At 70.7% G+C, this 14,498-nt stretch carries 9 protein-coding genes; 6 read left to right on the top strand and 3 right to left on the bottom strand.

Annotation, left to right across the window (positions count from 1 at the left end; genetic code table 11):
• Positions 1 to 39: 39 nt before the first annotated feature.
• The 5 genes from BMY74_RS23735 to BMY74_RS23715 all read left to right on the top strand — a co-directional run bounded on the left by BMY74_RS23735 (position 40) and on the right by BMY74_RS23715 (position 9,189).
• Entirely contained in the window at positions 40 to 1,575 is a 1,536-nt protein-coding gene (locus tag BMY74_RS23735) for an AMP-binding protein (protein WP_089919596.1), read from the top strand.
• Positions 1,576 to 2,099: 524 nt separating this feature from the next.
• A complete protein-coding gene (locus BMY74_RS23730) occupies positions 2,100 to 3,323 on the top strand; it encodes an acyltransferase domain-containing protein (protein WP_177229883.1) in 1,224 nt (407 codons plus the stop codon).
• 3 nt (positions 3,324 to 3,326) lie between these two features.
• Entirely contained in the window at positions 3,327 to 5,576 is a 2,250-nt protein-coding gene (locus BMY74_RS23725) for a beta-ketoacyl synthase N-terminal-like domain-containing protein (protein WP_089919592.1), read from the top strand.
• Positions 5,573 to 7,954: an SDR family NAD(P)-dependent oxidoreductase gene (locus BMY74_RS23720; protein ID WP_089919590.1), complete on the top strand. Its 2,382-nt coding sequence runs from the start codon at positions 5,573 to 5,575 to the stop codon at positions 7,952 to 7,954. Before BMY74_RS23725 ends, BMY74_RS23720 begins: the two co-directional genes overlap by 4 nt.
• Positions 7,954 to 9,189 carry a cytochrome P450 gene (locus BMY74_RS23715; protein ID WP_089919587.1) on the top strand — a complete coding sequence of 412 codons (1,236 nt, stop codon included), beginning with the start codon at positions 7,954 to 7,956 and terminating at the stop codon, positions 9,187 to 9,189. Before BMY74_RS23720 ends, BMY74_RS23715 begins: the two co-directional genes overlap by 1 nt.
• Positions 9,190 to 9,621: 432 nt before the next feature.
• On the opposite strand, the gene BMY74_RS23710 is transcribed toward BMY74_RS23715, so the two are convergent.
• Genes BMY74_RS23710 through BMY74_RS23700 form a run of 3 tightly spaced genes read right to left on the bottom strand, consistent with a single transcriptional unit; the run spans position 9,622 to position 13,196 of the window.
• Entirely contained in the window at positions 9,622 to 10,623 is a 1,002-nt protein-coding gene (locus BMY74_RS23710; protein WP_089919585.1) for a zinc-dependent alcohol dehydrogenase, read from the bottom strand.
• Entirely contained in the window at positions 10,620 to 11,495 is an 876-nt protein-coding gene (locus BMY74_RS23705; protein ID WP_177229889.1) for an alpha/beta fold hydrolase, read from the bottom strand. Before BMY74_RS23705 ends, BMY74_RS23710 begins: the two co-directional genes overlap by 4 nt.
• Positions 11,496 to 11,510: 15 nt before the next feature.
• Complete coding sequence (locus BMY74_RS23700) at positions 11,511 to 13,196, bottom strand: acyl-CoA dehydrogenase family protein (RefSeq protein ID WP_218159711.1); 1,686 nt, start codon at positions 13,194 to 13,196, stop codon at positions 11,511 to 11,513.
• Between the two features lie 272 nt (positions 13,197 to 13,468).
• On the opposite strand from BMY74_RS23700, the gene BMY74_RS23695 reads away from it, so the two are divergent.
• Positions 13,469 to 14,452, top strand: a complete 984-nt coding sequence (locus tag BMY74_RS23695; protein ID WP_089919581.1) for a hypothetical protein — start codon at positions 13,469 to 13,471, stop codon at positions 14,450 to 14,452.
• Positions 14,453 to 14,498 lie beyond the last annotated feature (46 nt).

The raw sequence follows: 14,498 nt of genomic DNA, 5'->3' as shown, positions 1-14,498 counted from the left end.
GTTCCTCGATGCGCCCGTGTGCGAGCGGCAGGAGAAGGTATGACGACATACGGGCACTGGACGAGGAACCTCGCCGAGTCGGTCTGGCAGGACGCCACGTCCCAGCGCACAGCGCTCATCGAGCACAGCGGCGGACGCTCGTATCGGTACCCGGAGCTGAAACGAGCTGCTGAACGGTTCGCCGCCGCACTGCGTCCACGGCTCCATCGTCCGGACGAGGTTGTTGCACTTGTGTGCGACAACACGGCCGAGTTCGTCGTGGCCTACCACGGCACCCTGCTCGCAGGTGGCGTCGTGCTCCCTCTCGAACCGCTCGGCACCCCGGACGAGTGGCAGCCAGTGCTGGAACAGTGCCGTGTCGCCCATGTGGTCGCCTCGTCGAAGTCGTGGCGGCAGCTGTCCGCTCTCCCGTCGGCCGCGTCGTTGCGCACCGTGGTCGTGCTCGACGAGTCGTCGTCTGACGGCAGGACGATCGGCTGGCACCAGTGGCTCGACGTATCGGTCGTCGACGCGGGCCCGGCCGTCGGAGGCGAACGGCCGGCGCTGCTCGCCACCTCGAGCGGGTCCCTCGGGCTCCCGAAGCAGATCGTGCTCACGCACCGCAACCTGGTGTCCAACCTGGACCAGATCGGCGCGGTGCACCGGCTCGCCGCCGACGACGTCGTGCTCGCCACGACACCGTTCCGGCACATCTACGGCATGCAGATGGCGATGAACCCCACGCTTCGCGCGGGCGGCACACTTGTCACGGTCCGCACTCCCTTCGACATCGACGACCTGGTGGAGGTCATCGAAACGCAGAAGATCACCGTCGCGTACCTGGTGCCGAGCATCCTCGCGGAGCTCGCCCGCCGCGGCGGCACCGGTGGCCGCGACACGAGCAGCCTGCGCCTGGTCTACTCAGGTGGCGCCCCGCTCCCCGCGAACGTCGCCCAGAGCTGTGCCCGCCTGCTCGGTGTGCCGGTGGTGCAGGGCTACGGCATGACGGAAGCCGGGTGCACCTTCGCCCCGCCCGACGGCATCCCTGCGGTGCCGACCTCGATCGGCAAGGCGTTGCCCGACACCGAGATCCGGCTCGTGGACCCGGCGACCGGACTGGACGGGGAGACCGGGGAGATCTGGGTTCGCGGCCCGCAGGTGTCGCCGGGCTTCCTGGGCGAGGACGGCACCGTGCACGGCCTCGCCGACGACGAGCGCTGGCTGCACACGGGTGACATCGCCCGGCGCGAGCGGGACGGACACGTCACGATCGTCGGCCGGATCAAACAGCTCATCAAGTACAAGGGCCACCAGATCGCGCCCGCTGAGCTGGAATCCGTGCTGCTCAGCCATCCCGACGTCGCCGACGCCGTCGTGACCGGAGCGCCGGACGAGGTCGCGGGCGAGATCCCGGTCGCATACGTCGTGCTGAGCGGGCCGGTGGCGTTGTCCGAGGTGACCGACTTCGTGGCGTGCCGGGTCGCGCCCTACAAGAAGATCCGGTCGATCACCGCGGTCGACCGGATTCCGCGTTCCGCCATGGGCAAAGCGCTGGTGCACCAGTTGAACGACGTCGGCGCCGGAGGAACGCGATGAGCAGAGGGTTCCGGTCACGGGTGGAGCCGCAGGGTTCGGTCGCGTCTTCGCGGAGGAGATGTGCCGCGCCGGAGCGGCGGTCGTCATCACCGGCGGGGAGCCCGGGTCACTGCGGCAAGCCCGCGACGAAATGCTCGACCTGATGCACGGATCGCATTGCGGCGAGACGACCGGTCTCCGAGAACCGCTCGGCCTCGGTCCTGTGGTCGGGTAGGAGCTGCATCCGGTGCCGGCTGGCTGAAGAGCCAGATCGTCGTGACATCCATGCACGACGACGAGATCGGCCGCCTGTTCGAGGAGGCCTCCTTCATGCTCGGACACCCGAGCGCGCTCACGGCGCCCGCGAGGGGTCCAAGCGTCGTGCAACAGCCTCCAACGAGGACAAGGGGTGATGACAGTCGCGGGTTCCATGCGCAGTGGTCCCAACGTACGAGACAGTGCCTTGGTTGCGGTGTGAGCGTGTTCGTACCATGCCGGTGCACGACCGAGTACCGGCTGTCCCGGCATCCGACCGGAGGAGGAAGATGCCCACCTCCGCAGGCTGGCGGACAGCTTTCTGCTTCTCCGGTGCGGGAGCCGTTTTCGCCGATCCGTTCGCCTACTGCCCGGCCGGCCGTGGCATCGCCGCCGGGATCGCGAGGCGGATCGACGCCGTCACGTCGGGCTACGGCTGGCCGTCCGTCTTGACCGGACCCGATCTCAGCTCGTGGAGCCCGCTGCTCGAACTGCAGACCTACCACGCGCAACTGGCCTGCTACCGAGTCCTCCTGGACGAGTTCGGGGTTCGCCCGGACGTTCTGCTCGGGCACAGCCTCGGCGAGATCACCGCATTGGTGGCCGCGAACGGCCTTACCGTCGAGGACGGTGCGTTCCTGCTGTGCGAACGCGCCGTCGCGCTCGCGGCCCACGCGGATGACGATGCCGCGACTGCGGCGTTCATGCTGTCGCCACAGGAGGGAAGGGCGTTCGCCGAACAGGCGGAAGGCGTTTCAGTCGCGGCGGTGAACAGTCCCGCACAGGTGGTTCTGTCCGGTCCCGCTGACCAGATGATGCGACTCGGAGACCTCGCCGGCGCCCGAGGCGTCACCGTGACTCCGTTGCGCGCGGGGCCATACGCCCAGCACCACCCCGCTCTCGAGCCCGCGTTCGAGCGCTACCTCCAGTCCGTGCGAGGCGTCCAGGCCGCGCCGCTGCGCACCGCGGTCTGGTCCCCGGTGCTCGCCAGGGCTCTCGAGCCGGAGGACGATCTGGTCCTGCTCGCCGCCCTCCAGATGGTGCGGCCACTGGACTTTCGCGGCGCCGTCGCCGAGTTGCGGTCGGCCGGGGTCGGCGAGTTCGTCGAATGCGGTGTGAAGGACACGTCGACACGGCTGGTCACCGCGACGCTCGGTGACCGGGTGCGCGTGTCCGCGCCGTTCAGAAAACGGTCGGCCGAAGCCGAGATCCGTCAGATCACCGCCCACCTCACCAGTCACGAGGAGCACGCCATGACCGACTCGAACGACGACATGATCGGCCACCTGCGCGAGGACTACGCCGCCGCGCTGCAGATCCCGGCGGAGATGGTGACTCCGGACGTGGACCTCGAGGCGGAGTTCGGGCTCGACTCCCTGCAGCACCGCCTGGTGCTGGTGAAGGCGGCCGAGCGGTGGTCGGTCGACCTCGCCCGTGCCGAGTCGCCCGCGACGATCACCGTCCGCTCGGTCGCCGGGATGGTCAGGGACGCGGGCGCGGCGGGACAGGCCTGAACCGTGCACACCGACCGGGTCTGTCTCATCGCGGCCGGTGTCGTGACGCCGGGTTGCGAGAACGTCGAAGAGCTGTGGCGGCGGGCACAGGACGGCCCGATCGTGTTCGGCCGTTCCGACCGCTTCGGCGGGACCGGGTTGGCCTCCACGCTGAAGCACAGCGAAACCGGTCTGCCCTACGACCTCAGGTACGGGGAGGTGCGGGACCTCACGGCCGACGGGTCAGGTGATCTCCAGGTGGGGTGGCTGCGCCATGCCCTGTGGCAGTGCCTCGCCACCACGTCCGCCCCGGCCGGCCGCACGGGTCTGTTCGTCTCCGCGTCGACCGACACGAGCTACGAGATGGACCTGGCGCTCGCCGCGGACACGCTCGCGGCACAGGCCGCCGCGCGGTCGCCGGAGAACGGGCGTGCCCAGCGGTACGAGGCGATCCGGCGCAGGTTCGCCGAGTCGGACGCCTGCGTGGGCCGTGGACACACCGAGTTCTTCCCCCACAGGCAGGTCGCGCGTGCTGCCCGCGGACTGCTCCCGCCGGACACGAGAACGCTCGTGTCGAACAACATCTGCCCGTCCGCCCTGTACTCGGTGGACCTCGGGGTCCGGCACCTGCTGGACGGCGCGGTGGATGTCGCGTTCTGCGGGGGAGTGAGCTCGCACGGGCCACTGCGGCAGGTGTACTTCGCCGAAATGGGCACCCTGTCGCGCTCCGGACAGCTGCGTGCCTTCGACGTGGACGCGGACGGCACGGTGTTCTCCGAGGGCGCCGGCGTGGTGGTGCTCAAGCGGTGGAGCGACGTGCTGCGGGACGGCGACGACGTGCTGGCCGTGCTCGCCGGGTTCGGTGCCGCCTCGGACGGCAAGAGCAAGGCCATCTTCGCGCCGAGCCAGGATGGACAGACCCGCGCGATGACGCGGGCGAGGTCGGTCAACGGCGTGACCGGCGCCGAGGTCTCGTGGGTGATCGGGCACGGGACGGCGACGCTGGCGGGAGACGCGACGGAGCTGCGGTCCATCGCGGCCGCTCACCCCGGCGGCGAACCGTGGGTGACGGGGAACAAGGGGTATCTCGGTCACACCGGCATGGCCTGCGGTGTCGTCTCGCTCATCCAGGCCGCGGCCGGCCTGCACCGGTCGACGGTGCCGCGGCAGCCGAACCACGTGGAGCTGCCGGAGTACGCCCGCTCACTGTCTCTGCGGGTGCCCTCGGCGCCGGTGCCGCTGCCGGAGGAAGACTCCTCGTACGTCGGGGTGTTCGCCTGCGGGCTCGGCGGCATCAACGGGTACCAGCTGCTCCGCTCGCCCCACGGACAGGTGGGCGACGTGCGGTCCGCCCCGCCGGACCTCGGCGACGAGCTGGTGCTCGTGCGGTGGAGCGCGTTGCTGCCGGGCAAGCCGTCGGACGACGAGATCGCGGCCCGGCTGGCCCGAGGTGACGAGCCGGCCGACGACACCCGTTTCGAGTCCCCTTATCCGCTTCCCCCGTTCCCGGACACGCTGATCACGCCCAAGGTGGCGGCCGCGCTGGACATGAGCCAGCTGCTCACCGCCGAGCTGGCGAGCAGACTCGCCGGTCCGGCCGGCGGTGCGCCCCTCTGGGAGGGGGTCGAGGAACGCACCGGCGTGTTCGGCGCCCAGTACGGCCTCAGCACGTCGGCCGTCGAGTCCACCGTGCTGTGCCTGGGTGATGGGTTCGTGGAGACGCTGGAAGGCGAGGAGAAGGCGGCCGCCGCGGCCTACCTGGCCGAGCTTCGCGGACGAGTCGCGCCCATCAGCCCCTACAGCCTGGTCGGACGAATGTCGTCCACCGCTCTCGGCTGGGTCAGCAACCGGAGGAACCTGCGCGGTCCCACGATGATGGTCGACACCGGTGAGACGTCCGGGCTCGCCGCGCTGCACACAGCGGGTAGCTACCTGCGGCGCGGCGACGTCGACCTCGCCCTGGTCATGGCGTGGAACGCTTCCGCGCCGCAGGACGCGGCACGCTCGCTCGGCCTCGGGGAGGAGGACGTCGCCGAAGGTGCGGTCGCGGTCGCGCTCACCCGCCGGGAGATCGCCACGGCCCGTGGCTGGGAGGTGCTCGCGCGAGTCCGGACCGATCTCGGCCCGGCGCCGGAGCCGTCGCGCCGCGGAAGCGGTCGCTACCGGGCCGCGGACGGCGTGCTCGACGTCGTGCGGTGCGTCGTGCGCGGAGAGTTTCCACGGTGGTTCTCGGCCGAGTCCGGTCCTGCCGTCCACGTGCTCCCGCCGTCATGACGTCCGCCGTCGTGGCAGCAGGGGTGGTTCAGCCGTACGCGCTGAGGCTGGTGGCACGCCCCGCGACGCCTCAGGTCCCCGAACGCGAGCCGCTGCCGCCCGGCGCGCTCGTGCTCACCGACGACGCGGAGATCGCTGACCGGGTACGCGCCACCGCCGGACACAGCGTCACGGTCGTGCTCGTACCGGAGACGATGGCCACCTCGGACGAGGAAACGGTGACAGGCCTCCTCGCCGCGGCGGGGCCGGTCGGCGGTCACCTGCGCGTGATCACGTCCCTGCGCGACGCCGAGTGGCCCGCCCCGCCCCGGCAGGGCCTGGTCGCTCTGCAGGAGACGGTGTTCGTCGCGTTGAAACGGCTGGCCGGCTCCGCTCACGACGACTCGTCGGTGGCGATCCTGGTGCTGGACCGCCTGGACGGGGGAGTGCCGCACCCGCACTGCGCGCTGCTGACCGGCCTGGCGAAGTCCGTCGTGTGGGAGCTGCCGGAGACACACGTGCACGCCCTGGTCACCGATGCCGGCTTCTCCGGCGCAGTGGCCCAGCTCCGCGTGGAGTCCGGCTGCGCCAAGGGCCTGCCCGTCGCCTACTACCGCACGGCGTCGGTTCCGGTGGGCCGGTGGGAGGAACGGCTCGTCCCACTCGGCGAACTCGCCGCGGCCGTCGGCCACTCGGATGCCGAGGGTCCCGTGGTGGTCGCTGCCGGAGGTGCGCGGGGCATCACCGCGCGATGTCTTGAAGGCATGAGCCCTCCGCCCTCGATGCTGTGGTTGCTCGGCAGCACCGAACCGGAGGCCATGGCTGCCCTGTCCGCGGAGATCGGTGACCTCAGCGGTGCCGACTACGTGCGGGCGAAACGCCTTGAGGACCCGAGCGTCCACATCGCAACGCTGCGGGCGACCTACGACCGGGCCCGCCAGGCGCGCGAATCGCTCACGACCATCGAGGCCCTGCGCGAGCGGATCGGCGCGGAGCGGGTGCGCTACCTCGGGTGCGACGTCACCGATCCGGCCGCTGTCCGGCGTGCGGCGGCGACGGTCGCGGCGGACTCGTCGCGCATCGACCTCCTCGTGAACGGAGCGGGAATCGGCGGCGCTCGCCGTCTTCAGTCCAAGGACCTCGCGACGTTCCGCCGGGTGCGCGACACCAAGATCGCGGGTCACCACAACCTCAAGGCCGCCTTCCGCGACCCCGCGCCATCGGCGTGGTGCACCTTCAGCTCCGTCGCCGGAGCGTTCGGCCTGCCCGGTGAGATCGACTACGGACCCGCCAACGACGTGCTCAACGCCGCCGCCCGCTACGAGCAGGGCCGCGGCTCGCCCGCCGAGTGCGCGATCGGGTGGAGCCTGTGGGGCGAGTCCGGGATCGGTCCGCGCACCGGGTTCACCGACTACACGGCGAAGACCGGGCAGCTCGGCCTCCTCGGTGACGCGGAAGGGCAGCGGCTGTTCACGAGCCTGGTCGCGCCGGACCGCATCGGGCGGCACCCCTCGCCGGTCCTGCTCGGCGAGGCGGAGCGGCGGCTGGTGAGGACGCGTTTCCCCGGCCTGGTCGACGACGGCATCCGGCTTCCCTACCTGAGCAGCCCCCCGCACACCCGTCAGGACGACACCGTCTGGCCGTTGGACCTCGTTCGGTACGACCACCTGCGGGGACACGTCCGCCAGTCGCGAGCGCTCGTGCCGGGCGCCCTCGTACTGGAACTGGCCGCGCACGCCACCGACCACCTCGCCGGGAACGGTCTCGTGGACAGGTTCCAGGACATCAGGTTCGGCGCTCCGGTCGCCGTCGACCCGCAGCTGGCCGAGTACACCGTCGCCGCGTCGTTCGTGCCGTCAAGCCCGGACGGCGGCGTGGTCCGCGTCGCCGTCCAGTCACAGCTCGGGGCGGGGAACGGCGACCGCCGCGTCACCCACGTCGAGCTGGCGGTTCCGCTCGGCGACGACGTGCCCGTCCGCCTCCAGCCACCTCAGCCGAGTGTCCGCCGCGCACCCGCGACGATGTCCATGTCAGGACTGTTCGACCAGGTCCGCGACTTCCACGTCACCGACGACACCGCCTCGGCCCGGTGGGAGCCGTCGCTGACCGCCCGCGAGTTCTTCTCCTCGCACCGGCTTCCGTGGCTGCTGATCGACGCGCTGTTGCAGACCGCCTGCGCCACCGGCGTTCCGCATCGGTACGCGACACCGCACTCGATCACGGAGGTGCGTCTGCACACCCGTCACAACGACCTCGCGCTGGCCGACCAGGCGACGAGCGTCCGCCTGCACGTGACCCACGAGGCGGGCGTCGCCAACGGCGTGGCCGCCACCGATGACGGCACCGCGCTCGTGACGCTGACCGGGCTCGTGCTGAGCGGACGGGACGGTGTGACGTGATGGGACCGCACGACCTGCTGCTGGGCCTGCTGTCGCCTGCGGGACGCGTCGACCCCTACCCGTACTACCGGGATCTGATCGAGCGCTGGCCCGTCCTGCCGATCACCCGTGAGCGCCTGCTCGTCACCGGTTACCAAGAATGCGTGGGCGTCCTGGTGAACCCCAGGCTCTTCCCGGTGCCCGACCGCCACTGCGCCGACCGGCTGTGGCCGGCGTGGCGCACGTTCCCGTCGACCGATTTGCTCTACCGCAGCCTGCTCTTCCGCAACGCGCCCGACAACCAGCCGGCCCGGCGGCTGCTCGCGCGCTTCTTCGGTCCCGGCGAGGTCGCGCGGATGCGACCGATGATCACCCGGCACGCCGAAGCCGGCACGGCACCGTTCGGCGCTGCCCATGCGGTGGTGGACGCAGCGCGAACGTTCATGACGATTCCCAACGGGGTCATGGGCGAGTTGCTCGGCTTGCCGCGGCAAGACGACGAGATCCTGGCAGGGTGGGTCAACAGCTTCCTGGAACGCAACGAGCTGCACCCACCGGACAAGGCGCTCGCGGTGGCGGACGAGGCGGCGACGCGGCTCGTGGAACACTTGGACGCCACGGCCGGCGGCGGGACCCCGCTCGTCCGCACGCTCGCGGGCCACGGCCGGCTCAGCGCCGGCGACCTGATGAGCAACCTGGTGTTCCTGCTCGGCGCGGGCACGGTGACCACGGGATCGCTGCTGGGTACCGGTGTACGCCGCCTCGCGGCGCGCAACGACCTGTTGCCGCGTCTGCGGGAGGACGACGCGTTGCTGCGGTCCTTCGTCCAGGAGACGCTGAGGTACGACCCTCCGATCCAGTACGGCGTGAGGGTCGCGGCGGAGGACACCGAGCTCGCTGGAGTGCCGCTTCCCCGCGACAGCGTGGTGCTGGTGTGCTTCGGTGCGCTCGGCCGTGACCCTGCGAGGTTCGCCGATCCCGACGTGTTCGTGGTGGACCGCTTCGACACGCTGGAACCTGCGGTGCGGGACGTCCTGTCGTTCGGCCTGGGCGCGCACCGGTGTGCCGGTGCCGAACTGGCGCTCGTGACGAGCGAGATCGCGTTCCGGCAACTGGCGGCGCGCGTGGACGCCATCACGGAAGCGGGCAGGCCCGAGAGGCAGGCCCGTGCGGTCACCCGCAGCTACACCAAGCTCGCTGTCGAGGTCGTACCGGTGGATCGCTCCTTTCCGGAAGGCGCCACGACGGTGAGGTGATCAACGACTTCACGTGAGCCGGCCGTGTTCGAGATGGGTACGAGTGCTGCTTCGACGACGTGTCCGACTGCCCAGCCATAGTGAACGAGAGCTCAGGACGCCGGCGTGCGAGGTCACGCTGCACCGACTCGGCTGCGGAGTGGCTACGTCGCTCGGACGCTCTCCACCATCAAGCCCAGTTCTGGTGGAGTGCCGTCGAGGGTCAACAGGGCTCGCACCCTCTCGATCGTGTAATCGGCGTAGCCGAGCTCGTGAAATGTGCGTGGGCACCACACTGTTCCGAGCAACCGCCACGCATGACCGCCACTTGCGTCGAGTACGGCCGGGCAGCTCTCAAGCCGAGAACGCCGCCCGTGGCGACAACTGAACGCACGTGGTCGGCCAGATCGGCCTGACCGGGACCGCGTTCCCCGCGCACCGAAGTCAGGCACATCACCGGCCGGGAGCGATCATGACCACCTGGTGGTCTCCCGGCCGTCCGCTGAGGACGTCCATCATCGCCGCGACCGGTCCGCCGTCCAGCGGCACGACGTCGGTGATGATCTGGCCGACCGGAACGCTGCCACCCGCGATGAGGCCCAGGGCCGCCTCGAACGCGCCCCTGTTCTGGGCGAAGCTGCCCACGATCCGGATCTCCTTGGTGATGAGGGCGACCGAGTCCAGCTCGGTGGGCCGCTCGTTCACCCCGAGTGCGACGACCGTTCCCCGTGTCCGCACGCGCCGGGCCGACTCCGCGAGCGCGGTCACCGAACCCACGCACTCGAACACCACGTCCGCGGACGCGGTCGTCTCGTCCACGTCCACCGCGGTGATCCCGGTCGCGGCCAGGCGTGCCCGCCGCACGGCGTTCGGTTCCACCACCCACACGTCCTCGACTCCCCGCAGCCGCAGCACGTGCGCCAGCAGGAAGCCGACCGTGCCGCCTCCGAGGACCGTGACGGTGTCCGCCGCCGACACCCCGGAGCGGTCGACCGCGTGGACCGCGCAGGACAGCGGTTCCGTCAGGGCGGCGTGCTGCAGCGGAACGCCGTCCGGCACCGGGTAGACCGTGTGCTCGGGCACCACGATGCTCTCGGCGTAGCCGCCGGGACGGGTGCCCAGGCCGAGGGAGCTCAGGTGCCACGGTTGCACCGCGCACAGGTGGTTGTCGCCCGCCCGGCAGTCGCCGCAGTCCCCGCAGCCCGCCTTCGGCCACACGACCACGGCCTGTCCCTCCGCCAGCCGCTGCCCGCCCGGTGCGGCGACGTGACCGGAGATCTCGTGTCCGAGCACGGCCCCGGCCGGGACGACGTGCGGCATGGCCCGCAGGTGCAGGTCGGAGCCGCAGATGGCGCAGAACGCCACGTCCACGCGCACCCAGCCGGGGGCCGGCTCGCGGTCCTGGAGCTCCGCGAGGCACAGCCCGCGTTCCTCGGTGACGACCAGCGCCCTCATTCTTCCTCCACAGCTTTCTCGTCGGCGAGGAACGCCCGGATCCGCGCGACCAGGACGTCGGGTTGCTCCTCGGCGGGGAAATGCCCGCAGGAGTCGATCCGGGCCCCCTCGACCCCGGTGGCGTAGTCCCGCCACAGGTCGAGCACGGGCAGGCTCCCCACGAGTCCTTGCGCGCCCCAGGCCAGCTGCACGGGCATCGTCAGGCGGCGGCCCGCTTCCGCGTCGGCGTCGTCGGCTTCCAGGTCCTCGTGGCGGGCGGCCCGGTAGTCGTCGAAGCTCGCGCGGAGCGCCCCCGGCCGGGCGTAGGTCTCCGCGTAGTGGCGCAGGTCCTCCTCGGTGAACGCTTCGTGCCGGAACGCCCCGGCCGCCAGCATGAACCGCACGTACTCCCCGCCCTTCCCCTCGGTGAGGAACTCGGGGAGGTCGGGAACGAGGTGGAAGAGCCAGTGCCAGTAGGCGGTCCCGACGCGTGCGTCCATGTGCCGCCACATCTCCCGCGTCGGCACGACGCTGAGCAGTACCAGGCGGCTGATCTCGTGCGGCCGGTCCAGCCCCCACCGGTGGGCGACGCGCGCACCCCGGTCGTGGCCGACCACGACGGCCTGCTCGTGGCCCAGCTCGTGCATGAGCCCGCTCATGTCGGCCGCCATGGTCCGCTTGTCGTACCCGGTGCGGGGGCGGCTGGACGCCCCGTAGCCGCGCAGGTCCGGCGCGACCACCTCGTGGTCCCGCGCCAGAGCGGGGAGGACGTGGCGCCAGGCGTGGCCGGTCTGCGGCCAGCCGTGCAGCAGGAGGACCAGCGGGCCCTCTCCGGCGCGCCGCAGGCGGAACCGCAGTCCGCCCACCGCACGCGTCTCCTCATGAACGCGCATCGCCACGGCGGCGGTTCACCTGCCTTGTTCCGGGATGTGCACGCCCAGGGCCCGCGCCGAGGAGGTGAACTCGGTCAGGTAGCGGTCGTCGACCATGGGGGCGGTGACGAGCTCCGGCAGAGGTGCGAGCAGGTCGGCCAGGAGGTCGATCTTCTCCCGGTCGGGCGACACCGGCCGGTGCGGCTCGCGCAGCCGGTGCGCGGCGAAGTCGGCCACCAGGTCGTCCATGACCTGCTGCGGCACCAGCGGCTCGGCGTCGTGCTCGGCTGTGATGAGGTCGAGCATGCGGGCGTGGACGAGCACGACGGCCTCGGCGTGGGTGAAGGACCCGTTCTCCCGACTGCGCCACGTCTCGGTCAGCGCCCTCTCGACCCGTTCCGGCAACGTCACCGGCGGGCGGGAGGCGAACCGGTCGGACCCCAGGGCGCTGCGCGCCACCTGGTAGGCCATCACGGAGTTGTCGCCCGCGAAGGTCACGTTGACCTCGAAGTCGGTCCGCAGGGTGACGATCTGGTTGTGGCCGTGGAAACCCTGCGAGCCGCACATCTCCCGGCATGCGGCCAGGACCTCCAGGGCCAGCCAGGAACCGCACTTCCCCGTGGCGGTGAGGACGTGCATGTTCTTGCGACCGGGGTCGGTGTGCCAGTCGCGTTCGACACCCCTGACGACGGCGCGTTCCAGCAGCCGCAGCGCGAGGCTGCGCAGCTGGACCTGGTACAGGCGGTCGCGGAACAGCGGCTCGTCCAGGAGGGTCCTGCGCCGGGGCGCACCGCGGGTCTCGCGGTGGCCGGCGAACCGCCAGGTGAGGTGGGTCGCGAGCTCGGCGGCCCGCGCCCCGGCGCTGAGCGGGAAGATGCGTTCCTGCACGAAGGTCTCGATCGACTTCACGAAGCGGGTGCCGGCATCGGGCAGCGTGCTGGAGAAACGTCCGTTCTCGTCGATGCGCGAGTACCGTTCCATCAACGCCTCGCGGGGGAGCCGGACCCCGGTGAAGCGGGCACCTCCGACCTGGTTGGCCTGGATGCCTCCCTTGGGGTCGCAGGAGAGGATCGTGATGCCCGCAAGGGGAGGGCCGTTCTCCTCGTCGCGCAGCGGGACGCGGAACCAGTGGTGGCCGACGTCCTCACCGTCGATCACGAGGCGGGCCAGGACCATGCCGACGGTCGCGGCGTGCTTGATGTTCCCGATCCAGAACTTGCACGCGGCGTCCGAAGGGGTGTCGAGCGTGAAGCACTGCTCCGCGCGGTCCCAGGACACCGTCGTGCGGATCTCCCGCAGGTTGGTGCCGCCCCCGATCTCCGTGCAGCAGAAGGCGTAGACCTGCCGCATCTGCGTGATCTCGTCGTGGTGGCGGGCCACCTGCTCGGGAGAGCCGTGGTTGAACAGTGCGCTCCCCGCGATCAGGTGGTCGGTGATGGTCGAGGTGAGCGCGAAGTCGAACGCTCCCGTCAGGCCCATCACGTCGCACATGGACCGGAACCCGTGCTCGCCTGGGCGGCCCATCCACATGTCGTTGTGCACCAGGCCTTCCCGGAAGATCGCCTTCATCCGGTCGATGGTCAGGTCCATGTAGTCGCGCAGGGACAGGTCGTCCCGCAGCCGCGGATCGAACAGGTCCTCCCGCAGCAGGTCGCGCATCGTCTGCCGACAACGGGCCGAGGTGAGGAGCGGGTGCTCGTGAGGACCTGCGGTCGCGGTCATGTGGTCGAATCCTCTCGATCTGCGGGTACGCGCATCCCGATGGGCGGGTACCTGTGAGAAGTCTTCGGTCTGCGGCTGACCGATGAGCGGTGGAGCGTCCGAGGCGAAGCTAGCGGTGTTCCGCGAGTTGATCACGCCCTGGTCCCACGGCGTGGTACGCGTCCGCTGTGGCCTCGAAGTCGCAGGCGTACCGTCGTTCCACTGCCGACGAACGCGCCGTCCGCCGGCGATGTCCAGTCCACAGTGGATTATTCAGCGTCGAGGAGCGTTCCATGACAGTCAACCGCCGCAGTCTTCTGCTGGGCAGTGCGGCTCTGCTGGCGGGTACCGCGGGTGCGGCCGGTACCGCGGCCGCTGCGCCGGCGGGGTTTCCGGACTACCGGTACCGCGGGCTCGCGCTGGTGAAGAGCAAGCTGCGGTACAACCCGACAGGTGAGCTGATCTTCCCGACGATCCGGGGCACCAAGAACCGGATCCCCGGCGCCCGCGCCGCGTACTACCTGTACTACGCGCCGCACGACGCACCGGGCGGGATCTGCCTGGCCTACGCCAACAGCCTCGACGAGGAGTTCACCGAGCACCCCGGCAACCCGATCATCACCCGCAGCTGGCCCGGCGAGTACAGCGTGTCGCACGTGTCGTCTCCGCACGCGATGTGGAACGACGACGTCAAGCGCATGTACCTGTACTTCCACGGCGAGAACACCGTGACCCGGCTGGCCAGCTCCGCCGACGGCATCAACTTCCGCTACGAGAAGGAGGTCCTGTCCACCCGGCTGATGCCCGCAGGCACCACCGAGACCTCCTATGCCAGGGTGTTCCGCCACGACCTGCCCGCACGCGGCGCCCGGTACGTCATGGTGTTCATGATCAACAACAAGACCGACCACCGCGACATCGGCTGGGGCTGGTCGCCGAACGCCCGCGACTGGACGTTCGCCCAGACCCCGCTCATCCGTCACCAGGACGTCGGCGCCGTCAACGTCGGCGGGCCGCACCTGCTGTTCCGCAACAACAGCGCCTACGTCGTCTACAACACCGACATCGGCAGCGGCGGCAACATCCTCATCACAGAACTCGGTCGTGACTTCACCCAGCGCCGCCACCTCGGCGTCTTCCACGACTCACTGTCCGGCGCACCCGACAACGGCCGCTCCGCCGCCCCCTCGTTCGGCACCTACCAGGGACGCGAATACATGATCTACGAGGCCGGCGACCGGCTCGCGGGCAACATCGCCATCGCACGAGCGGTCTGACGCCGATCGGCATCGCCGGCCACTCCTGTGTGGAACGGCCGATGCC

Origin of the sequence: Lentzea albida (assembly GCF_900111005.1) — a bacterium.
Taxonomy (GTDB): Bacteria; Actinomycetota; Actinomycetes; order Mycobacteriales; family Pseudonocardiaceae; genus Lentzea; species Lentzea albida.
This window is presented reverse-complemented; position numbering and strand designations above follow the sequence as displayed.